General features: G+C 71.9%; 18 protein-coding genes. 12 read left to right on the top strand and 6 right to left on the bottom strand.

The genetic code is table 11. The features are described 5' to 3' along the window. On the bottom strand, positions 1–145 hold a 145-nt coding region (locus tag H180DRAFT_RS21310), incomplete at its 3' end, for an IS110 family transposase (RefSeq protein WP_139151421.1). Positions 146–351: 206 nt separating this feature from the next. Here H180DRAFT_RS21310 and H180DRAFT_RS21305 point away from each other — a divergent pair. The 7 genes from H180DRAFT_RS21305 (at position 352) to H180DRAFT_RS21275 (ending at position 9380) form a co-directional block, all read left to right on the top strand. Then, the gene (locus H180DRAFT_RS21305) at positions 352–2259 is read left to right on the top strand and encodes an ABC transporter ATP-binding protein (protein WP_055487703.1); all 1908 of its coding nucleotides are present in this window, start codon (positions 352–354) and stop codon (positions 2257–2259) included. 151 nt (positions 2260–2410) lie between these two features. Then, positions 2411–3433, top strand: coding sequence for a rod shape-determining protein (locus H180DRAFT_RS21300; protein ID WP_055487725.1), 1023 nt, complete (start codon positions 2411–2413; stop codon positions 3431–3433). A 136-nt stretch (positions 3434–3569) separates the two neighbouring features. Continuing rightward, positions 3570–3776, top strand: coding sequence for a DUF2277 domain-containing protein (locus H180DRAFT_RS21295; RefSeq protein WP_055487702.1), 207 nt, complete (start codon positions 3570–3572; stop codon positions 3774–3776). Positions 3777–3921: 145 nt separating this feature from the next. Then, positions 3922–5640 carry a BCCT family transporter gene (locus H180DRAFT_RS21290; protein WP_254666123.1) on the top strand — a complete coding sequence of 573 codons (1719 nt, stop codon included), beginning with the start codon at positions 3922–3924 and terminating at the stop codon, positions 5638–5640. Positions 5641–6174: 534 nt separating this feature from the next. Beyond that, positions 6175–7158, top strand: a complete 984-nt coding sequence (locus tag H180DRAFT_RS21285; RefSeq protein WP_055487724.1) for a Bug family tripartite tricarboxylate transporter substrate binding protein — start codon at positions 6175–6177, stop codon at positions 7156–7158. A 107-nt stretch (positions 7159–7265) separates the two neighbouring features. After that, positions 7266–7763, top strand: coding sequence for a tripartite tricarboxylate transporter TctB family protein (locus H180DRAFT_RS21280; RefSeq protein WP_254666122.1), 498 nt, complete (start codon positions 7266–7268; stop codon positions 7761–7763). 3 nt (positions 7764–7766) lie between these two features. Then, a complete protein-coding gene (locus H180DRAFT_RS21275) occupies positions 7767–9380 on the top strand; it encodes a tripartite tricarboxylate transporter permease (RefSeq protein ID WP_079100283.1) in 1614 nt (537 codons plus the stop codon). Positions 9381–9685: 305 nt separating this feature from the next. Here the strand turns inward: H180DRAFT_RS21275 and H180DRAFT_RS21270 are convergent, their stop codons facing one another. From H180DRAFT_RS21270 to H180DRAFT_RS21260, 3 genes are all read right to left on the bottom strand, one after another. Next, entirely contained in the window at positions 9686–10444 is a 759-nt protein-coding gene (locus tag H180DRAFT_RS21270) for a DedA family protein (protein ID WP_055487699.1), read from the bottom strand. A gap of 159 nt (positions 10445–10603) precedes the next feature. Next, positions 10604–11563, bottom strand: a complete 960-nt coding sequence (locus H180DRAFT_RS21265) for a hypothetical protein (RefSeq protein ID WP_055487698.1) — start codon at positions 11561–11563, stop codon at positions 10604–10606. A gap of 631 nt (positions 11564–12194) precedes the next feature. Then, a complete protein-coding gene (locus tag H180DRAFT_RS21260; protein ID WP_055487697.1) occupies positions 12195–12737 on the bottom strand; it encodes a hemerythrin domain-containing protein in 543 nt (180 codons plus the stop codon). Between the two features lie 440 nt (positions 12738–13177). Here H180DRAFT_RS21260 and H180DRAFT_RS21255 point away from each other — a divergent pair, with 440 nt between their 5' ends. Then, a complete protein-coding gene (locus H180DRAFT_RS21255) occupies positions 13178–14002 on the top strand; it encodes an alpha/beta fold hydrolase (RefSeq protein ID WP_055487696.1) in 825 nt (274 codons plus the stop codon). Between the two features lie 182 nt (positions 14003–14184). Here H180DRAFT_RS21255 and H180DRAFT_RS21250 read toward each other — a convergent pair whose 3' ends face one another. Further along, positions 14185–15000: a peptidoglycan recognition protein family protein gene (locus H180DRAFT_RS21250; RefSeq protein ID WP_055487695.1), complete on the bottom strand. Its 816-nt coding sequence runs from the start codon at positions 14998–15000 to the stop codon at positions 14185–14187. Positions 15001–15090: 90 nt separating this feature from the next. Further along, positions 15091–15819, bottom strand: a complete 729-nt coding sequence (locus H180DRAFT_RS21245; protein ID WP_055487694.1) for a DedA family protein — start codon at positions 15817–15819, stop codon at positions 15091–15093. 452 nt (positions 15820–16271) lie between these two features. Here H180DRAFT_RS21245 and H180DRAFT_RS21240 point away from each other — a divergent pair, with 452 nt between their 5' ends. The 4 genes from H180DRAFT_RS21240 to H180DRAFT_RS21225 all read left to right on the top strand — a co-directional run bounded on the left by H180DRAFT_RS21240 (position 16272) and on the right by H180DRAFT_RS21225 (position 22624). Beyond that, the gene (locus H180DRAFT_RS21240; protein ID WP_055487693.1) at positions 16272–16667 is read left to right on the top strand and encodes a TOBE domain-containing protein; all 396 of its coding nucleotides are present in this window, start codon (positions 16272–16274) and stop codon (positions 16665–16667) included. 126 nt (positions 16668–16793) lie between these two features. Further along, positions 16794–17588 (top strand): molybdate ABC transporter substrate-binding protein, encoded by a 795-nt coding sequence (modA, locus tag H180DRAFT_RS21235; protein WP_055487692.1) that lies wholly within the window; start codon positions 16794–16796, stop codon positions 17586–17588. A 48-nt stretch (positions 17589–17636) separates the two neighbouring features. Then, positions 17637–19610, top strand: a complete 1974-nt coding sequence (locus H180DRAFT_RS21230) for an ABC transporter permease (protein WP_055487691.1) — start codon at positions 17637–17639, stop codon at positions 19608–19610. 365 nt (positions 19611–19975) lie between these two features. Further along, positions 19976–22624, top strand: a complete 2649-nt coding sequence (locus tag H180DRAFT_RS21225; RefSeq protein WP_055487690.1) for an SCO7613 C-terminal domain-containing membrane protein — start codon at positions 19976–19978, stop codon at positions 22622–22624. Positions 22625–22652: the final 28 nt, after the last annotated feature.

Raw genomic sequence — 22652 nt, 5'->3', positions numbered from 1 at the left:
CGCCGAGCGCGGTCAGGACCGCCGACTCGTCGTTGTCGATCTTCTTCGACCACAGCGTCGCACCGGTCTCGTCGACTACCGCCGCCCAGTGATGCCCTTTGCCTGCATCGATGCCGGCCCAGACCTGGGCCCGTCGCCCGTTCACTCGCCCCTCCTCAGTTCCAACAGCACACCGTTGGCCCGAGGAACACCCCGCTGTCATCTCCGTAATCAGCGACCGAAACACACATCTCAATCAGCAGCCAGGGCGCCCGGGAGGACCGGGCGGCCACTCCTGCGAAGCCACTGAAGGCAAGAAGCCATAAGCCACACCCGGCCCTCCTGGGCCGCCCAACAACTTACGGAGAGACCATGAGTATGGAGACGACCGCGTGGCACGCGCTCTACTCCACCCGCTTCGCACAGCAGGACAAGCGCCCCTTCTCACGTGCCACGCTCGTGCGCATCCTCCGTTTCGCCCGCGGCCACCGCCGGTCGCTGCTGGCCTTCCTGGGTTTCAGCAGCGCGCTGGCCCTGCTCACCGTGGCCACGCCCCTCCTCGCGGGCAGGGTCGTCAACGCGATCACGGGCGGCGCCGCTGTCCGAACCGTCGTGGTGCTCTCGTCCGTGATCGCGCTCATCGCCGTCGCGGAGGCTGCGACCGGCCTCCTCACGCGGTGGCTGTCGGCCCGTATCGGCGAGGGTCTCATCCTCGATCTGCGCACAGCGGTCTACGACCACGTACAGCGTCTGCCGGTCGCCTTCTTCACACGCACACGTACGGGCGCGCTCGTCAGCCGGCTCAACAACGACGTGATCGGGGCGCAGCGTGCGTTCAGCAACACCCTTTCCCAGGTGGTCAGCAACCTCGTCACGCTGCTGGCGACCCTGGTGGTGATGCTCCAACTGTCGTGGCAGATCACGCTGCTGACGCTGGCACTGCTCCCGCTCTTCGTGCTGCCCGCGAGACGCATGGGCGCACGGTTCGCCCGCCTGGAACGTGAACGCGCCGATCACAACGCCGCGATGGGCAACCAGATGACGGAGCGCTTCTCGGCGCCGGGCGCCACGCTCGTGAAGCTCTTCGGCCGGCCGGAGGAGGAGTCCGCGGAGTTCGCACGGAGGGCGGGCCGCGTGCGGGACATCGGCATCCGCACGGCGATGGTCCAGCACCTCTTCATCAGCTCACTCACCCTCGTCTCCGCCCTCGCGCTGGCCCTCGTCTACGGGCTCGGCGGCTACTACGCGCTGCGCGGCACTCTCGACCCGGGCACGGTGGTCTCCCTCGCGCTGCTGCTCACCAGGCTGTACGCGCCGCTGACCTCGCTCGCCGGCGCGCGGGTGGAGGTGATGAGCGCGCTGGTCAGCTTCCAGCGGGTCTTCGAAGTGCTCGATCTGAAGCCGCTGATCGACGAGAAGCCGGACGCCGTCCCCGTGCCCGAGGGGCCCGTCTCCGTCGAGTTCGACGACGTGCGCTTCGCCTATCCGTCGGCGGAGAAGGTCTCACTCGCCTCCCTCGAGGACGTCGCCACCCTCGACACCCGCGGCGGGGAGGAGGTCCTGCACGGCGTGTCGTTCCGCGCCGAGCCCGGAGCAATGGTGGCGCTGGTCGGCTCCTCGGGCGCGGGCAAGTCGACCGTCGCCTCACTGGCTCCGCGGCTCTACGACGCGGACAGCGGCACCGTGCGCATCGGCGGCACGGACGTGCGTGACGTGACCGCGGAGTCGCTGCGCCGCACCCTCGGCATGGTCACCCAGGACGGGCACCTCTTCCACGAGACCATTCGCGCCAACCTGCTGCTGCCACGCCCCGAGGCCACCGACGACGAACTGTGGGACGCGCTGCGGCGCGCACGCCTCGACGGGCTGATCGCCACGCTGCCGGAGGGACTCGACACCGTCGTCGGCGAACGCGGCTACCGGCTCTCGGGCGGGGAACGCCAGCGGCTGACCATCGCACGGCTGCTGCTGGCGCAGCCCCGCGTGGTGATCCTGGACGAGGCGACGGCCCACCTCGACTCGACCTCCGAGGCCGCCGTCCAGGAGGCGCTCGCCGAGGCACTCGCCGGACGCACGTCCGTGGTGATCGCGCACCGCCTGTCGACCGTACGGGCCGCGGATCTCATCCTCGTCCTGGAGAGCGGACGCATCGTCGAACGCGGCACGCATGAGGAGCTGCTCGCTCTCGGCGGACGCTACGAGCAGCTGTACCGGACGCAGTTCAGCGAGCGGCCTCCGCTGCCGGCGGAGGAGGAGGCGGCCGTGCCGGGGCTGCGCTAGTCACCCGGCGGGCGGCCCGGCGCGGCCCCGCGGCGAATCACCCGGCCGGTCCAGCCCAGCGGGCGGCACCACGAGGCGGTGTGCACGCTGAGGGCAGGGTCCCCACGCGCGAGCGGACCCCTCCAACGCACCGGCAAGGATGGGGAACACCGTGAGCAAGCCTCTTGACCAGCTTCGCCGTTGCTCGGTGGCCGTCGACGTCGGCTCCGCCCGCACACGGGTCCACATCAAGGACGCGGGGCTCCTCGTGGACGAGCCGTCCGTCGTCGCGGTCAACACCTTCTCCGGGGCGCTGATGGCCGTCGGCACCTCCGCCGAGCGCATGGACGGACGCACACCGGGCCACATCCGCGTCGTGCGTCCCGTCAGCAACGGCACCGTCGTCGACATCGAGATGGCGCAGCGGATGCTGCGGGCGCTGGTCGGCTCGTCGGTACGGCGTGCGTGGCGGCGGCGGGGCGCCATGCAGCGCGCCGCCGTGACGATTCCGCACAACGCCGATCCGCTGGCCCGCAGCGCGGCGATCGAGACCCTGACGGGGGTGGGCGCGAAGCAGGTGGAGCTGGTGGACACCCCCACTGCGGCCGGTGTCGGCTGCGGACTGCCCGTCGAGCAGCCCGAGGCGACGATGATCCTGGTCTGCGGGGCCACGACGACCCAGATCGCGGTGCTGTCGCTGGGGGCGATCGTCTCCGCGACGACGGTGCCGATGGGGGGCGACACCATCCATCACGCGGTCGTGCAGCACCTGCGCAACCACCACGAGCTGATCCTGCCGAGCCAGGCCGTCCGCCCGCTGCACCTGGCGCTCACGGGTGCCGGCGAGGGCCAGACGACCGAGGTGTGGGGCCGCGACGTGGCGACCGGCACGGCCCGCACCGTCTGCATCAACCCGGACGACGTGCGGGCGGCCATACAGGCCCCTCTGATCGGGCTCTCCGATGCGATCCGCAGCGTCCTCCACAACTGCCCGCCCGACCTGGTCGCGGACCTGGCCGACCGGGGCATGGTGCTGGCGGGCGGCAGCGCGCTGCTGCCCGGGCTCGACGAGCGGCTGCGCGCGGGCACGGGCATGCCCGTCCACATCGCGGACCAGCCGTCCCTCAGCGCGGTCAACGGCCTCGCGGCCATGGTGGAAGGGCAGGTCATGCCACTGAACGTCGATGTCCACTGATCAGGGCCCCGCCGGACCGTCCCGGTCCGCACCCGCCCTCCTCTCCCCCTCGGGCTCCGCCCGGGGAGGCCCCGAATCCGTCCGCCGGCCGTCCCGGACGGTTACCGGGCGGGCCGGGCGGACGTAGCGTCGAGGTATGTGCAGAAACATCAAGACACTCCGACCGCCCTATGCCGAAGCCGTCACCGAGGACGACGTACGGGCAGCCGCCCTTCAGTACGTACGCAAGGTGTCCGGATTCCGGCAGCCGGCGGCACACAACGCCGAAGCCTTCGACAAGGCCGTCGAACGAGTAGCAGCGGCGACCGGGGACCTGCTCGGGTCACTGGTCGTGCGCGGCTGAAGAAACAGATATACGGACGGCATGCTGATCAGGAAGTCGGGTAGCTGCTCCCCGATCTGATCCAGAACTGAAGGGTCCAAGCGTGCCGGAAAAACGGGTGGAACAGAACGCGACCGGGGAGCCGCCGGGCGGCGCCTCCGCCGGTCTGCGAGCCACGCCGAAGCCACAGACCGACAAAGTGGTGTTCGGTATCACGGCTCTGCTGACGCTGGCCTTCGTGATCTGGGGAGCGGTCGCCACCGACTCCCTGGACAGCGCGGCGACAGCGATGCTGAACAGCACCATGCACAACGGTGGCTGGGCGTTCGTGCTCGCCGCCTCCGGCTTCGTCGTCTTCTCGCTCTGGCTGGCCTTCAGCCGTTACGGGAAGATCACCCTCGGCAAGGAGGGCGAGCGGCCGGAGTTCCGGACCGTGTCATGGGTCGCGATGATGTTCAGCGCCGGCATGGGCATCGGGCTGATGTTCTACGGCGTCAACGAGCCGCTGTCGCACTTCGCCGACCCGCCCCCGGGGACGGGCGGCTCCGCACCCGAGCGGATGCAGACGGCGATGGCGACCACCCTGTTCCACTGGACCCTGTATCCCTGGGCCATCTACGCCGTCGTCGGCCTGGCCATCGCCTACAGCTGCTTCAGGCGGGGCCGGCGGCAGACGATCAGCGCCGTCTTCACACCGCTCATCGGCGAGAAGCGCGCGAACGGCACCTTCGGCCGAGTCATCGACATCCTGGCCATCTTCGCCACCCTCTTCGGCTCCGCCGCGTCGCTGGGCCTGGGCGCCCTGCAGATCGGCAGCGGCGTGAAGGAGGTCAACTGGGCCTCGCAGGTCGGGACGCCGGTCCTGGTGGTCATCATCGCGGTGCTGACCGCCGCGTTCGTCGCCTCCGCGATCTCGGGTGTCGAGAAGGGCATCCAGTGGCTGTCCAACATCAACATGGTGCTGGCGGGGCTGCTGGTCCTCTTCGTCTTCGTCGTCGGTCCGACGGTGCTGATGCTGAACCTGCTGCCGACGTCGCTGGGCTCGTTCATCGGTGATCTGCCGCAGATGGCCGCGCGCACGGACGACACCGCGGGCAAGGACGTCGCGGGGTGGCTCTCCAGCTGGACCGTCTTCTACTGGGCGTGGTGGATCTCGTGGACGCCCTTCGTCGGCATGTTCATCGCGCGCATCAGCCGGGGCCGTACGATCCGGCAGTTCGTCGGCGGCGTGATCCTCGTGCCGAGCGTCGTCAGCCTGGTCTGGTTCGCGATCTTCGGTGGCACGGCCATCAGCCTGGAGCGCGGCGGTGCGAAGCTGACCGACCAGTCGACGGCGGAGGGCCAGCTGTTCGCGATGCTGCGCGAGTATCCGATCGCGAGCATCACCAGCCTCATCGTGATGATCCTGGTCGGCATCTTCTTCGTGTCCGGCGCCGACGCGGCGTCCATCGTGATGGGAACCCTGTCGCAGAAGGGCACCCTGGAGCCGGGCAGGAACGTCGTGATCGTCTGGGGTGTGCTGACCGGTGCCGTCGCCGCGATCATGCTGCTGATCGGCGGCGGTGGAGCATCGGCGCTGACCGGTCTGCAGAACCTGACGATTCTCGTGGCGGTGCCGTTCACGGTCGTGATGGTCGGCATGTGTATAGCGCTCACGCGTGACCTGCGGCGCGACAGGCTCATCGTCGTCGGCGAACGCGGTGACGAAGCCATCGAGACCGCCGTGATCGCCGGCCACGAGCAGTACGGCGGCGAGTACGAGATCCTCATCGGGCCGACCAACGGCGCCTCTTCGGAAGGGGACGACGGCGCCTCACCGTCCGGCGGTTCACGGGGCTCGGCCGAAGGCGACGACGGCAAGGCCGGCGCGCTGCAGCCCGACTGAGCCCGCCGGGAGCCGGACCGAGCGATCCCCGAGCCGGTCCCGCACCTCCCGTACGAACGACGGCGCCCCGCACGTGATCACGTGCGGGGCGCCGTCGTTCGTGTCAGCCGGAGGACGGCCGGGCCGCACCCCGGGGTGGGACGCGCCCGAGCCGGCCGGGACGGTCTGCGACTTGGGCCCGGAACGCCTGCTGCCACGGCAGCATGAGCCGGCCCGCGACCACGATGCCGCCCAGGTTCGGTGCCGGCTGCTCGGCGGGGGTCCAGGGCCTCGCCCGGGGCCTCGCCCGGGGCCGCGCCCGGGACGGCCGCCCCTCGCCTCCCGGCGGCGCCCGGCGACCCCAACTGCCTTTCTGCAGCGGCGAGTTCACCCGTCCCCGGGTTCCCTGAGCAGCCGCGTGAACACAACGACCACAACGACCATTAAGTTCTTTCGCGCACAGGGGGCGAAACCGCCGCGTACCCCGTGCAGCATGTGGGCCGTCCCGTCCCCAGCAGGACCTCGCTCACGAATCCACGAAAGGCGGTGCCCCGCGTGCGTCAGCGCACACTCCTGTCTCTTCTCGGGGCGACGCTGCTCGTACTGATCGGCCCCCCGCTGATCACAACGGGCAGCGGTGCCGAGACAGGGACGAACATCCCCGGGCTTCAGTTCATGGTGCCCAACACGCCGGGCGGCGGCTACGACATCACCGCCCGTACGGCCGCCAAGGACGCGGAGGACGCCGGACTCAACCACAACATCGAGGTGTTCAACCTGCCCGGCGCGGGCGGCACCGTCGGTCTGACCCGGCTCGTCAACGAGCGCGGCAACGGCAAGCTCGCCATGTCGATGGGCCTCGGCGTCGTCGGCGCGGTACGCACGAACGACTCGCCCTCCACGCTCGACGACGCGACACCGATCGCGCGCACGGTGGAGGAGCCGAACATCGTCGTGGTCTCGAAGAAGTCCAAGTACAAGACGTTCGGGCAACTGCTCGCCGACTGGAAGAAGAAGCCCGGCTCGCTGCCCGTCGGCGGCGGCTCCTCCGCCGGAGGCCCGGACCACCTGGCCCCCATGCTCATGGCCAGGGACGCCGGCATCGAGGCCGAGTCCGTGAACTACGTGCCCTTCGACGGCGGCGGCGAACTCCTCGCGTCCGTGCTCGGCGGCAAGGTCGCCTTCGGCATATCCGGCATCAGCGAGTACCGCGACCAGATCGAGTCCGGCGAACTGCGCCTCCTCGCCGTCACCGGAAAGAAGCGGATCGAGGGCTTCGACGCCCCGACCCTCAAGGAGGCGGGCATGGACGTGGAGTTCACCAACTGGCGCGGCATCATGGCGCCGCCGGACCTGTCGGAGAAGGAGCGCGACAAGCTCATCACCTTCTTCGACGGACTCCACCGCAGCCCCCAGTGGCAGAAGTCCCTCAAGCGGAACGGCTGGGACGACGCGTATCTGACCGGTGAGAAGTACGGGCGCTTCCTCAAGGCCCAGGACAAGCGCGTCCAGTCCGTCCTCGAGGAGGTGGGGAAGTGAGCACCGGATCCACGGAGTCCACCGGACCCACGCGGGGCCGGGACACACCGGCAGCCGGTCCCGGAGGGGTCAACTCACCCGGTTCGGCGAGCGGTTGGCGCGAATGGCTGCGCGGCCGCTCCGAACTCGGCGTCAGCGTCCTGCTGCTGGTCGTCGGCGTGCTCGTGCTCGGCGACGCGTTCACCATGGAGACCGTCGCGGGCCAGCGCGGCCCGGTCGGTCCCAGGACGGTCCCCGTCCTCGTCGGCGTCGCACTGCTCGTGGTCGCCGTCTTCCTGGCCGTCGACGTGCTGCGCGGCGGGCGCGGAGAAGGTGAACCGCGGGGCGAGGAGCCCGCGGGCGAGGAGCCGGCGGGCGAGCCCGCCGACTGGCGCACCGTCGCGCTCCTGGCCGGGATCTTCCTCGCCGCCGCCGTCCTCATCGACCCGCTCGGCTTCCCGATCACCGGCGCACTGCTCTTCTGGGGCTCCGCGTACGCACTGGGCAGCCGCAACCTCTCCCGCGACCCGCTCATCGCGGCCGTCCTGTCCATGGCCACCTTCGCGGCCTTCAACACCTTGCTGGGCGTGCCACTGCCCGGCGGCCCGCTGATGGGGGTGCTCTGACCGATGGAATCTCTCTCGTCCCTGCTCGACGGCTTCGGCACGGCGCTGACGCCGCTCAACCTGCTGTGGGCGGCGGTCGGCGTGCTGCTGGGCACCGCCATCGGCGTGCTGCCCGGCATCGGCCCGGCCATGGCGGTCGCGCTGCTGCTGCCGGTGACCTACGGGCTCGACCCGGTCGGCGCGTTCATCATGTTCGCGGGCATCTACTACGGCGGGATGTTCGGCGGCTCGACCACCTCCATCCTGCTCAACACCCCCGGTGAGAGCGCCGCCGTCGTCGCGGCCATCGAGGGCAACCCGATGGCCAAGTCCGGCCGCGGTGCGCAGGCGCTCGCCGCCGCCGCGATGGGCCACTTCGCGGGCGGTCTGATCGGCACGATGCTGCTGGTGGTCCTGGCGCCGACCGTCGCCGCGCTCGCGGTGGACATCGGCGCGCCCGACTATCTCGCGATCATGGTGCTGGCGTTCATCGCCGTCACCTCCGTGCTCGGCCGCTCGCGTGTGCGGGGCTTCGCGGCGCTGCTGATCGGACTGACGATCGGCCTCGTCGGACTCGACCAGATGACGGGCCAGCAGCGGCTCACCTTCGGCAGCCTCCAGCTCTCCGACGGCATCGACGTCGTCATCGTGGCCGTCGGGCTCTTCGCCATCGGCGAGGCGCTGTGGGTCGCCGGCCAGGCGCGCAGGAGTGCCGGGGAGTCGATCCCGGTGGGGCAGCCGTGGCTCGGCCGGTCCGACCTCCGGCGTACCTGGAAGCCGTGGCTGCGCGGGCCGGCCATCGGGTTCCCCTTCGGCGCGATCCCGGCCGGCGGCGCCGAGATCCCCACGTTCCTCTCGTACGTCACCGAGAAGCGCCTCTCCCGGCACAAGAAGGAGTTCGGCAAGGGCGCGATCGAGGGCGTCGCGGGGCCCGAGTCGGCGGCGTCGGCGTCGGCCGCGGGCACGCTGGTCTCGCTGCTGACCCTCGGTCTGCCGACGACCGCCGTGGCCGCCGTGATGCTGGCGGCGTTCCAGCAGTACGGCATCCAGCCCGGTCCGCTGCTCTTCGAGCGGGAGCCCGACCTGGTGTGGGGTCTCATCGCCTCGCTCTTCGTCGGCATGGTGCTGCTGCTGATGCTCAACCTGCCGCTGGCGCCCGTGTGGGCGAAGCTGCTGCGCATCCCGCGCCCGTACCTGTACGCCGGGATCCTCTTCTTCGCCGCCGTCGGCGCCTACGCGGTGGGCGGCGAGGCCATCGACATGGTGATCCTGCTCGTCATCGGGATCGTCGGGCTGATGATGCGGCGCTTCGGCCTTCCGGTGCTGCCCGCGATCATCGGCGTCATCCTCGGGCCCAACGCCGAGCAGCAGTTGCGCCGGGCTCTGCAGATCAGCGACGGCAGCGTGACCGGGCTGGTGAACACCCCGTTCGCCGTCACGGTCTATGCGGTGATCGTCGTGCTGCTGGCCTGGCCGTGGCTGCGGCGCCTGGCCGGCGGGGGACGCCCCGGGTGGCCCGACGGGCGACGCGGGGGCGGCCTCGGCGGCGGCGGGAACGGCGGGGCCGACGGTGTTCCGGACCCGCACGACGGCGACGACAGCGACGGGCGGGACGACAAGGAGGACGCCAAGGTCTGAGACGGCGCCCCGGCCCCGTCTCCTGTCCGCCGTCTCCTGTCCGCCGCCGGTCACAGCGCCGCGCCCCGTCCGCCCGGAGTCACCGGGCGGGCGGGGCGCCGTCGTGTACGGGAGGCGCTGCCGGTGGGGCGGCGCGAGGCGGGACGGGACGGGACGAGGCCGTGCGGGACGGGGCGAGGCCGTGCGGGACGGGCCGTGCGAGAGGGGTGCGCTCCGGGAGCCCGCCCCTATGTGCCCGGGGTGCCGCCTCAGCGGCAGGGTCTCCGGGGGGCCACCCTCAGCGGCAGGGTCTCCGGGGGCCGCCCTCAGCGGCGGGCGTGACGGCCGCGTCGGCCGCTGTCGTCCGGTGAGTTCCCCGGGAGGCCGGGGTCCGCGGCCGCGTCCGGCCGCCCGGGCCCGGCGGCGGGGGGCGCCGACGGGCCCGCGTCCGAGGCGCCGCGCGACTTGTTCTTCCGGGCACGCAGGAGCTCGACCGCGATCGGCGTGACGGACAGCAGAACGATGCCGACCAGCATCATCTCGATGTTCTCGCGCACCCAGGCGATCTGCCCCAGCATGGCCCCGAGGAGCGTCACGCCCGCGCCCCACAGCACGCCGCCGACGACGTTGAAGATCACGAAGGAGCGGTAGGGCATCCGGCTCACGCCCGCGATGATCGGCGTGAACGTCCGGGCGATGGGCACGAACCGCGCCAGCACGATCGACTTGGAGCCGTACTTCTCGAAGAACTCGTGGCCCTTCTCCACGTTCTCCTGCTTGAACAGGCGGGAGTCGGGGCGCCGGAAGAGCGCGGGGCCGACCTTGCGTCCGAAGAGATAGCCCACCTGGTCGCCGAGCACCGCGGAGATCACCACGAGGAGGCAGACCAGCCACAGCGGATAGTGCAGATACTGGTCCGTCGCGACGAGCAGACCGGCGGTGAACAGCAGCGAGTCACCCGGCAGGAAGAAGCCGATGAGCAGGCCGGACTCCGCGAAGACGATCACCAGGATGCCGATCAGACCGAAGGTCTGGATCAGAAAGTCCGGATCGAGCCAACTCGGTCCCAGCGCGAGGGCGGTCACGTCACAGGCTCCTCATCAGTCGCACCGCAGGGGTGGCTGTCGTCGGGGGAGGTACACGCTACCAACGCTCGCGCAGGCCCGAACGTGCCGCCTGACCGGCCCCGGTCGACGCACTCCGCGCCGTCCCCCGCTTCGGTACCCGTTCGGGACGGGGAAACGTCACGCCTGCGGCGCGGGCAGCATCTCGTTCCAGTTCGCCCAGTACCCGCCGTATCCGTCGGGAACCAGACCGTCCGGCAGGAGCACGTCTCCCGGGGAGTTCATCTGCTGGGTGGGGATGCCCGTGTGGTGCGTCGCGGTCTCCCTGCGGTGCTTGCCGCCCTGCCGTCCGGTCTCCTCCTGCGCGACGAACAGGCGTCCCTGCGCGGAGAGATACTGCGCACGGGCGGTCAGCCTCCGCAGGTCGGTGCCGAGTTCGAGCGCGAGGATCTCCAGGTCGACGCCGGACTGCCAGCCGTCGACGAGCACCGCGTCCTGAACGGGCGACCACCCCATGTGGTCCGGCAGTTGGGCGTGGTCGTAGGTCTGGAAGTGTTCCTGCGGCTGCTGGTAATGCTCCTGGGACTGGTAGTACGACTGCGCCGCGTGGTGCTGGACCTGCTGCTGGACCTGCTGCTGGTGCTGCGCCTGGTACTGCACGTGCGCCTGGGACGGCATCTGCTGCGCCTGCGGCGCCTGCTGCTGTTGCTGGCCGTGCGCCTGGTACTGCGGTTGCGGCTGCGTCTGGTCGGACGCCTGCATGTGGTCGCCGGCCGGCGCGGACGTCTGCGTGTGCGCGTGAGGGTGTGCCGCCTCGCTCGCGCGTGCGTTCTCGTCGGCGCCGGGGCCCGGGCCGGGGTGCTGATGCTGGAGCGGCGCCATCAGCAGATCGTCCGCGAGCGACCGGGCATCGTCCCTGCCCACCGTGCGGCGCGCGATGCGCACTTCACGCTCGGGAAGGCCGAGCATCTCGGCGACCGCCTTGTCGTTGCCGACCACCACTGCGAACGCCGCGAGGGAACGGGCCCGGCTCGCCTGGGCGTCGTCCAGCGTCGTCTGCGCCGAACGCACCTCCTCGTCGCTCTGGCAGAAGGCTCTCGCCAGCACCGTGTGCCGTTCCCACAGCTCCCGAGGCTCCATGCAGACCCCGTGTCCTCTCGGTCCTTATGTACTGAATTCACAGCCCAAATCATGCAATCCGTATCTTCGTAGACCTCAATCTAGTGGCGGAAACGGCGATATCCGTCGCGCCGTGGCGGGGTCCGGCGCGTTTCCCTGCGATTCCCCCGGGGTACACAAGTACGGCCCGACGGACGGCTGTCAGGCCGTCACTTCCGGGCGCCCCGCTCGTAGGCAACGCCACCCCTGCAGCGCGCACCCCTCCTCGGCGCAGGCGGCGCGTGCCGTCGCTGCCGGACGGCTGTTGCTTCAACTCACCGTGTCACCACAGGAGTTGAGGGCGCGTGTCCTGGACGTGCGCAGGTCCCGGAAGACCGCGGGGAGTTGCGTCCGGCGCCGTGCCGGTCTCCCGCGGTCACCGCGAAGAACCCGCGCCGCGGCGCCGCAGGACCACCGGATGGAACATCCGCAGCATGGGCCGCAGATGTGCTCCCGGTCCTCGTACGCATCCGCACGAATCGCCCGATGGAAGTACCTTTCGCGCACCGGGGGGACTCCCACGGCACGGCGAGGACCCGGCGCACGGCAGCCCCGTGGGGGCGGCTTCCGTCAGCTCCGCGCCCGGTCTTCGCCTCGGCCGCGCTGCGGGCGTTCAGCTCCCGGACGGGCCGGCCGCCTCCTTCACGATCCTGCGCACGTTCTCCAACCGGCCGGGCGCCGAAGCCAGTTGGTCCCGCCGGGCACGGGCGAACGCCCGTCCCAGTTCGGCACGGCGCCCCGACCCGACGTTCTCGCGGGTGTCGTTGATGAGGGAACGCTCCTCCTCGTCCAGGTGGTGATTGACCGCCTGGACCAGAGCCTCCAGCTTCTCGTCCCAGTCCTCGCCGCCGGGCGCGCCGGCCTCCAGCAGTGCGAGCAACGCCTCGTTGCCCTCGGTGTGTTCCTCCACGCTGTGCTCGACGTCCTCCTCGTCCACCTGCCGGTAGCGGCGCAGCACGGGGTAGACCTCCGCCTCCTCCGCCTCGGCGTGGGCGATGAGCAGATCGGCGAGCCTGTGCAGGGCCGCTTCACGGTCGGCGTCGACGCTGCGCATCTCGCGGAAAAGATCCTCCATCGTGCGGTGGTCCCTGAGGATCAGCTCCACGACGTCTTCCGCGTCTTCGTGCTTGTGCTGCTCGGCGGGTGAGTCACCCATGGCACCTCTTCCGTTCTGTGCGTTCTGTGCGGTCTTCCGGTCTCCCAGGCCCTGTCGCTCTCACTCCCGGTGCTGCTCACCGCAGGTCGAGCGCTCGACTGGTTCCCCTCACCGGGCGCGGCAGTCGTACGCGGGCGGGGCTTTCCTGTGCGCCTTCAGGAAACCTGTGCTCCTCCAGGAAAGGGGCACGGGACCGGCACACCAAGTCACCGGCATTCACGCTCTGTTGCCGGCAGGCGCTCCACCGGCGGCGATGCGGTCCGCGTTCGCGAGACCGGCGGACGCGCGCGACGGTGGGGAGTGTGTCCCCTCTTCCGGGGCTTCCGGGGCTTCCGGGGCTTCCGGGGCGGCAAGGGCCCGGCCCGGGAGAGCCGGAAGAACCGGCACAGCCGGGGACAACCGGCAGAACCGGAAGACCGCAGGACGGAAGGAGTCCGGCCATGGGCACCATCACCACCCCGGACGGGACCGAGATCTTCTACAAGGACTGGGGATCGGGGCGTCCGGTCGTCTTCAGTCACGGCTGGCCGCTGACCGCGGACGTCTGGGATCCGCAGCTCTTCTTCATCGCCTCCCAGGGCTACCGCGTCGTCGCGCACGACCGCCGCGGCCACGGCCGTTCCGGACAGCCGGGGACCGGTCACGACATGGACACCTACGCCGACGACCTCTCGCAGCTGATGGACCACCTCAACCTCAGCAACGCCACACTCGTCGGCCACTCGACGGGAGGCGGCGAGGTGACGCGCTACCTCGGCAAGCACGGAACGGCCCGCGCCGCACAGGCCGTACTGCTGAGCGCCGTACCGCCGCTGATGCTGAAGACGGACGCGAATCCCGAGGGACTGCCGATGGACGTCTTCGACGAGATACGCGAAGGCGTGCGGAAAGACCGTTCGCAGTACTACCAGGACCTCACGGCGCCCTTCTACGGCGCCAACCGCGCCGGCTCGGACGTCTCCGAGGGCACGCGTGACGCGTTCTGGCTGATGGCGATGTCGGTGGCGCTCAACGCCTCGTACGACTGCGTGAAGGCCTTCTCCGAGACCGACTTCACGGACGACCTGACCCGGATCGACGTCCCGGTCTTCATAGCCCAGGGCGACGACGACCAGATCGTCCCCATCGAGGCCGCCTCGCCGAAGACGGCCGAACTCGTCAAGGACCCGGCCCTGAAGATCTACCCGGGCTGGCCCCACGGGCTGTACGGCTCGCACCACGACATGTTCAACAACGACCTGCTGTCGTTCCTCAACTCCGCCTGAGCGCCGGACCCGGCCCGGGGGTGCGAAGCGGACTGCCCATGGCGGGCCGGCGGGTCGCGACCTGAGGTCGCCGATCAGGAGGAGGCGATCAGAAGGAGGCGATCAAGGGGAGGCGGCCACGGGCAGATGATCGAGGGCAAGAGGGCCGCTGCGGGTGGCTGCCGGCGAGCGTTGCTGCCGTGTCAGCGCCCCTCCGGCTTCGTCGACGGGCGTCCCTGCCTCCCGGCGTCGGCCCGCTCGCGCAGGCGCGCCGTCGCCTCGCGTATCTGCCCGAGCTTGCCGTACAGGGCTCCGCCCGGACAGGAGGTCTCGTAGGCGTCGCGGTGCCCGGATATCACCTGGAAGCGGGCGCGGTCGCCCTTGTCGAAGCGGCTCTCGCCGCTGGAGGAGACGAGCTGCGCCGTGCCACGCGGGTCGACGCCGCGCCGCAGTTTCCACGCGGCGACCGCGGCGATCGAGTCGAGCATCGCCGGCGGCACCTCGACGCCCTCGTCGAAGGTGCCCATCGCGGCTATGCCGAGGCTGCGGGCGTTGAAGCCTTTGGTGTGCGCCCCTTCGACGGAGCGGCCGAGGGCACCGGAGCGGCCCTCGTAGATCTTCCCGCAGCGGTCGACGACGAAGTTGTAGCCGAGATCGTCCCATCCGCGCTCGACGTGTTCCTCCTCGAGCTGCCGGAGCATGCGGGGCACCGCGCGGCAGTCGTAGCCGTTGGGCTGGCTCGTGTGGTGGACGAAGACGACCTGCACGTTCTCCGTGGACGACGCCGGCTCCCGCACGAGGCTCTCGTCGGCATGCCAGGCGTTGCGCGGGACTATGCCGGGGCGGGGGGCGCCGGGCGGCGCCTGCCCCTCGGCCGGTTCGCGGTGCCGGGGGCGGTGGGCGGTGGGCGACAGGGCATCCCTCACCGGCTCCTCCCAGCTCATGGCGAACGCGAGCGGCAGGAGTGCCGCGTACACGAGCCTGCTGGGTCGCCTGCGCTTGGGCTTACGGTGCCGCATAGGACAAAAGGTGCACCGGAGTGATGCGCGGGCACAGGCGGCCGGTGCCGTTCGGGTGACGGCACGCTCCGCTCCTCCGGCCGGGCCGCGCTACCGCTGCACGGGATCCTGGCCCGGGGGCTCCGCGGGCGCAGCGGGGCCCCCGGTCCGCGCGGTGCCTGCGATGCCTCCGGTCTGCGCGGTGGCCGCGGTGTCCCCGGTCTGCGCGGTGCCTGCGGGGCCCCCGGTCTGCGCGATGCCTGCGCAGCGTCCCGCCTCGGCGGTGCCTGCGGGGCCTCCGCGCGCGACACGGCGCAGGACCCACACGGCACCTGCGACGAGGAGCGACACCAGCGGGCCGATGAGCCACCGGGCCACACCGTCGAGGGCGTACCGGCCGCCGAGGTACCCGAGCCCGACCGTGTACGAGACGAACACGGCCTCGGCGAGGACCGCACCGAGGAGGTAGCTGCGCACCGGGTAGCCGACGACCCCCGCGGTCAGCCCGCCCACTCCCCGCCCGCCGGGGACGAAGCGCACCGCGATCACCGAAGGCACCCCGTACCGTTCGAGCCCGGCCGCCGTCCGCTCCAGCATCGCCCTGCGGCGGGGTCTGCGCCTCAGCCAGGTGACGACCCGTCCGCCGGCCTTCCGGCCCGCCCAGAACACGCCGAGATCACCGACGACGGTGCTGGCCATCAGGACGAGGACGAGAACGCGCAGGCTCAGCCCGCCAGTTGCGGCCATGGCACCGGCGCCGGCCACCAGGGCCGAGTTCGGCACCATGGGCGGCATGGTGGCGAGCACCAGCAGGACGTAGATCCAGTGCGCACTCTCCATGTCCACCGCTCCCGGCGCCGTGGGTCATCGCCTGATTCGCAGGCTGACAGCAGCCGGGAACGTCTTCAACTGACGGAAGATGAGCCCCGGGACAACTCCGGGTTCTTCACCGGGGGCTCTCGGTGGTCACCCCGGGACCGGAACCGCCCGCCCCTGACCGCCCCCCGGCCCGGCCGCGGGGCCGCCGCGGAGGTACGGGCGCATCGGCCGCCCGAGCCCGGAGCGAGGACTCTCAGGGCGGTACGCCATGCCGGTGCTTCTCCGCCGCTCCGGGCCCGGAGCGGCGGCGGGAGGGGGCACCGTCCCGGGCGGAGCCGCACGCCGGACCAGCGACGGACGGAACTCCTCGATGCCTCGGCAAATGCTAGGCGATCTCTGTTATCAGCCAGCATCTGCCATATGAAACTGCATGAGGTCTTGCAGGTGCGCCTCCTGATGCATAGCTTTCCCACATGCAGAGCTACACGATCGGCCAGGCGGCTCGCCTGCTCGGGGTGAGCCCCGACACGGCACGTCGCTGGGCCGACGCCGGCAGAGTTACGACGCACCGCGACGAGGGGGGCCGCCGCCTCATCGACGGCAAGGACCTGGCCGCCTTCTCCGTCGAGGTGGGCCAGGGCGGCCTCGACGAGGACGAGGTCTCCTACACCTCGGCCCGCAACGCCTTCCCCGGCATCGTGACCGCCGTCAAGACGGGCGATGTCGCGGCACAGGTGGAGATCCAGGCGGGTCCGCACCGGCTGGTGTCCCTGTTGACGAGGGAGGCGGTCGACGAACTCGGCCTGGAGGTCGGCATGCAGGCCACGGCCAGGGTGAAGTCGACCAGCGTGCACATCGACCGCACCTGAGCGGACGGAGTCCCGGGGCCCTCCCGCCGCGCCACGGCCGCCCTCCGTTCCCCGCTCCTTCCCCGCGCCCGTCCGCTCTCACAGCCCTCACGCTCACCGCCCTCACCGTCAAGGAGCCCCAACTTCATGTCGTCGACGCTCCCTTGGCGGTGCACCACCGCCGCCCTCGTCACCGCCTCCCTCCTGATACCGCTGACCGCCTGCGGCAACGACGCCAGGGGCCCCGGCACCGAAGACGGCCGGGGCGGCGCCGAGAAGACCGAGCTGACAGTCCTGGCCGCCTCTTCGCTCACCGATGTCTTCAAGGCCGCGGCGAAGACCTACGAGAAGGAACACCCGGGGACGAGGCTGAAGTTCTCCTTCGCCGGCTCCCAGGAGCTCGCCGCCCAGGTCGAGCAGGGCGCGCCCGCCGACGCGCTGGTCACCGCCGACACCAAGACCATGGACGGGCTGGCGGCCGACGCCGGCGCCCCCACCGTCGTCGCGAAGAACCGGCTGGTCATCGCCACCCGCAAGGGCAACCCGGAGAAGGTGGGGAACCTCGATGACCTCGCCGACCCGGAACTGAAGGTCGTACTCGCGGCACCCGAGGTGCCCGTCGGCCGCTACAGCCGGCAGGTTCTGGACGAGCAGCGGACCGACGTCGAGCCGGTCTCCCGGGAACCCAGCGTCCGTGCCGTGCTGAGCAAGGTCGAACTCGGGGAGGCGGACGCAGGAATCGTCTACAGGACGGACGCCGCCACCGTTCCCGGCAAGGTCGACGCGGTCGAGATCCCCGACGACGAGAACGCCGTCGCCTCCTACCCCGCCGCCACCCTGAAGTCGTCGGAGAACCCGAAGGCCGCCGCCGCCTTCGTGAAGTGGCTGAAGACGCCGAAGGCGCAGAAGCTGCTGCGCGACGCCGGCTTCCAGCAACCCTGACCCGCTCCCCGCTCCCCGCTCCCTCAACTGCGAACCCTGGAACCGCCGATGAGCCGCATCCGCACCGCCGGCAGCAGCACCCCCGCCGCTCTCGCGGTGCCCGCACTCGTCGCGGTCGCCTTCCTGCTGCTGCCGCTGGCCGGCATCCTGGCGCGTACCGAGTGGAGCGAACTCGGCGCCCACCTGACGAGCCCCGAAGTCACCGAGGCGCTGAGCCTGTCCCTGCTGGTGTCCTTCTGCGCGCTGGGGCTCTCCCTGGTCCTGGGCGTACCGCTGGCCTGGCTGCTGGCCCGCGTCCGCTTCCCGGGCAGGACGCTGGTGCGCTCGCTGGTGCTGCTGCCGATGGTGCTGCCGCCGACCGTCGGCGGTGTGGCGCTGCTGCTGGGGTTCGGACGTCGCGGCCTCCTCGGGCCGTGGCTGGAGGGCGAGTTGGGCATCGTCCTGCCGTTCCACACCTCGGGCGCCGTCGTCGCCGCGACCTTCGTCGCCATGCCGTTCCTGGTCATCAGCCTCGAAGGCACCCTCGCGGGGCTCCGTCCGGGCTACGAGGAGACCGCGGCCTCGCTCGGCGCCTCGCCGGTGCGGGTGTTCTTCACCGTGACGCTTCCCCTCGTCGCCCCGGGGCTCGCCGCCGGCGCCGCCCTCACCTGGGCCAGGGCGCTCGGCGAGTTCGGCGCCACGATCACCTTCGCGGGGAACCTGCCCGGGACGACGCAGACGCTTCCGCTCCAGGTCTATCTCCTGTTGCAGGACCGGCCGGAGGCCGCAACGTCCGTGTCGCTGCTGCTGCTCGCGGTCGCCATGGCGGTCCTCGTCGCCCTGCGCGGACGCTGGGCCGGCACCGCAGGAACCCGCACCGCAGGAACCCGCACCGCAGGAACCGGCACCGCTCGCCGGGACGGAGAGCCACGGGAGGAGGACGAGACGCCGGAAGGGAGCGGCGGCACACCGCACGACGCCGCGCGGCCCTCCGCTCGGGGGCAGCAGTGGGCACTGCGCGCGGAGGTCACCGGCTTCAACGACGTCACCCTCGACGCGCCTGGCGGCACCACCGTCGCCGTCGTCGGACCCAACGGGGCGGGCAAGACGACCCTTCTGCGCAGCCTCCTCGGACTCACCCCGCGCGCCCACGCCCGGCTCCGCCTCGGCGGGACCGACGTCACCGCGCTGCCCCCGCACCGCCGCGGCGTGGCCTGGGTTCCCCAGGACGGCGCCCTCTTCCCGCACCTCACCGCGGTCGCCAACACCGCCTACGGACTGCGGACTGCGGGCGTGGGCCGGTCAGAGGCCCGCCGCACGGCGCAGGACTGGCTCGACCGGCTCGGCGTGGGACACCTCGCCCGGCGCAAGCCGGCCCAGCTCTCCGGGGGGCAGAGCCAACGCGTCGCGCTGGCACGGGCGTTGGCCGCCCGCCCGCGGCTGCTCCTCCTCGACGAGCCCCTCGCCGCGCTCGACCAGACCACGCGCGCCCGGGTGCGCCACACGCTGCGCACACATCTCGAAAGCTTCGGCGGAGTCTGCCTGATCGTCACCCACGACCCCGTCGAAGCCGTCTCCCTCGGCGACCGCGTGCTCGTCCTCGACGACGGGCGGACCCTTCAGTACGACACGCCCGCCGAGGTCTCGCGGCACCCGCGCTCCCCATGGGTGGCCCGGATGCTCGGCCGCAACGCCTGGCCCTGCACGGCGACTTCGCACGGGACGCTGTCCCTGCCCGGCGGAGGCACCCTCGTCGCCGCCGACCCCATGGCCGAGGGCACGCACGCGCTGGCGGTCATCGCTCCCGAGGCCGTCTCGCTGCACCGCGAACGGCCCACCGGCAGCCCCCGCAACAACTGGCCGGGAACCGTCCGGGAGATCACCGCACTCGGAAGCCGCCTCCGGGTCGTCATCGCCTCCGGCCAGGTCCCCGACCTCGTCGCCGAGATCACCCCGCAGGCGGCGACCGATCTGGGGCTCGGCGACGGCACGGCCGTGTGGGCCAGCGTCAAGGCCACCGAGGTCACCCTGGTCACACGGTGACGACACCGCGGCCCACGGGCCGCGTGATCACCTCAGCGCCTGCTTCGCCCGCTCGCGGTTCTTTCCGAGCTCGTCCGCGTAACCCTGGGCGTCGGAACCCTGGGGCGTCGGAACCCTGGGCGTCGGAACCCTCCCAGTACGGGCCCGTCGTTGCAGCAGGCGGTGCAGAGCAGCAGGCGGCGCAGGGCGGATCTGAGTATTCCGACGGATGTCGGCGGCGCCGGCCCGGCGTCAGGCTGCCCGGCATGGAGTACAACCAGCCACCCGCACACTGCCCTGACTGCCGTGGACCGCTCGGGCAGGCGGCGGAGCACAGAGAGGGGGAAGGGGGCGGGCCGGCCCGTTGCCCGTACTGCGCGCTTCCGTTGACCGGCGAGGAGCACGGCGAAGTCCGCCGGATCGACGCGGAGCTGGCCGGTCTGGAACAGCGGCGCGCCGAGCTCCACGGGCGGCGTCAGACCCTGCTGGCCGGGCTGCGGGCCTCGGCGCAGGCTGCTGCACCGGGTGGTACGCAGGGCGCGGCGGCCCCGCCCTGGGCTCCGGGCGGTGCCTACGGGCCGGTCCCGGGGCACGGGCCAGTGCCCCGGCAGTGGCCTGCGGAGCGCGCGGAGACCTCGTCGTACACGGCCCGCAACGTCCTGCTCGTACTCGGCGGTGTGCTGCTCACCGTCGCCGCGTTCGCCTTCACCCTGCTGAACTGGGGCAGCATGGGCGTCGGCGGCCGCGCGGCGGTACTGGGCGGACTGACCCTCGGCACCCTCGCGGTTCCGCCGGTGCTGTTGCGCCGGAAACTGACGGCCACCGCCGAGTCCGTCGCCGGTTTCGGGCTGGCTCTGCTGGCGCTGGACGCGTACGCCCTGCACGAGGTCGGCTTTCCTCACGCGGACGGCCTCGCCTATTCCGCGACCAGCGCGGCGCTGATCGCCGCGCTGTGGGCCGGTTACGGGCTGACGCTTCCGGCACCGGGGCTGCGGCTGCCGCTGCCCTTCGCCGTCGTCGTCGCCCAACTGCCGCTGCCTCTCTGGTCGCTGGCCCTGGACGGAAACGCGGACCGGACGGCCTACGCGCTCGCCGTGGCTCTGCTCCTCACCTTCGCTGCCGACGTCACGCTGGCGGTGTCACGGCAGCGGGACGGCACTGCCTCCCGGGCCACCGCCCGGCCGGTACGGCTGACGGCCGCCGTGGCAGCGGTGCCGGCAGGAGCGCTCATGCTGGGCCTGGCACTGTCACAGCAGTCCGGCACCGTTGCCTCGGCGACCCGTTGGAGTGCCGTGCAGGCGGCGGCAGCGGCGGTGCTGCTGTATGCCGGGCAGCGGCACCGGGCCCGCCGGATGGCGGTTCCGGTGGGCGCCGCGGCCGGACTGATGCTGATCACGGCACTGAAGGGCGTCGTATGGGCCGTGGCGGGATCCGGCGGCACAGCGGACCGGGACTGGCAGGTGCTGGTGTATCTGCTGTGCGCGACGGGCCTGTTGGGCGCTGTGCTCCTCCTGCGCGGGGTGCGGGAACGGCTCGCAGGGCAGTCCGCCGGACTCGTCGTGGCGGCCGTTGTGGTGCAGAGCGGTGCACTGGTGTCGACGCTGGTACCGGTGGCGCAGGCGGTGTTCGGGCCGTGGTTCTTCGCTGCACGGGCATGGGAGGGCCCGCCGCAAGGCCCGGTCCGGCAGGCCGTCGACGCTCAGCACGCATGGACCGGCTCCGCCGCCACGCTGCTCATCGTCCTGCTGCCGGCGCTGTCCGTCCCGCTGCTCACCGGCGGCCTCGGCCCGAAGACCGTACGGAAGGGGCAACAGCCCTCCGGCGACGACGCGTTGAGACGCCTGGCGGCTGCCCGCTCGTCCCTGCCCGCGCTTCCCGCCCTGCCGGTGCTGTGCGCCACGGCCGTTGCGACGGCTCCGCCGGCACTCGGTCTGCCGTACGGGCCGACCGTGGCGGTCGTCGCGGCTGCGGCGATCGCCCTGCTCGCCGCCGCGGCCGCCGTGGCGGACACCGCGACCGGCGTCACCGCGCTGGCCTCGGGCCTCACCCTGGCCGCGACTGCGATCGGCTGGTCCCTCGCTCAACAAACCGCCACCCTTTCGGTGTTGGGCCTGCTGTGCGTGGCGTCCGCTGCGAGCGCGGCCTGGTCACCGAAGGCCGGTCGGGGACGCCGGGCCGCCCTGTCGGCGTCGGCGGTGGCGTACGCGGCCGGGCTGGCCGGAGCGATCGCCGCGGCGCTGGACCGTCCGGCGCACCAGGCGTCGTTCGCGGTGCTCGCGGTCGCAGTCGGCACACTGCCGACGGCGGCCCGGCTCCGCGGCGGAGCGGCCGCGAAGGCGCCCGCCCCGCGGAAGGCGATGTCACTCGCCGTCGAATGCGCCGGTTACGCGACGGCGTTGGCGGCGCTCGCGCTCTGCGCCCCGTACCCCGGCACGCTCTGGCTCGCTCTCGCCGTGTGCGCCGTCGGCGCCGCGGGTGTCGCGCTCCGCGCCGACCGGCGTCCGGGAGCGGGCCACGCCTCGGCGGTACTGCTCGTACTCGCCACGTGGGTACGGCTGTCGGCGTCCGACATCTCCACGCCCGAGGCGTACACGCTGCCGGTCTCCGCCGCACTGCTGCTCGTCGGGTGGCTGCGCAGGCGCCGGCCGAGCGGCGGTACGGCGGCGGAGCGGCCCCGGGTGTCGTCCTGGTGGGCGTACGGCGGCGGACTCGCCTTCACCTTCGTGCCGAGCCTGGTGATGGTGTGGAGCGACCCGCACTGGCTGCGACCGCTGCTGCTGGGTGCCGGTGCGCTGGCCACCACCCTCGCGGGCGCCCGGTGGCGGGTCCAGGCGCCGCTGCTCCTCGGCGGTGTCACCCTCGCCTCGGTCGGCGCCCACGAACTCGCCCCGTACGTCGCCCAGGTCGCCGGGCTGCTGCCGCGCTGGCTGATACCCGCCCTCGCGGGCCTGCTGCTGGTCGCGACGGGCGCCACGTACGAGCGACGACTGGAGGAGGCCCGCCGGTTGAAACGCGCCTGGCTGCGGCTCGGTTGAGGGCGGCTCCCCGCTGCTCCCTGGACTC

It is taken from the genome of Streptomyces sp. WMMB 322, from assembly GCF_900090145.1.
GTDB lineage: Bacteria > Actinomycetota > Actinomycetes > Streptomycetales > Streptomycetaceae > Streptomyces.
Note: the sequence above shows the minus strand (reverse complement) of the source record. Positions and strands in the feature narration are given on the sequence as shown.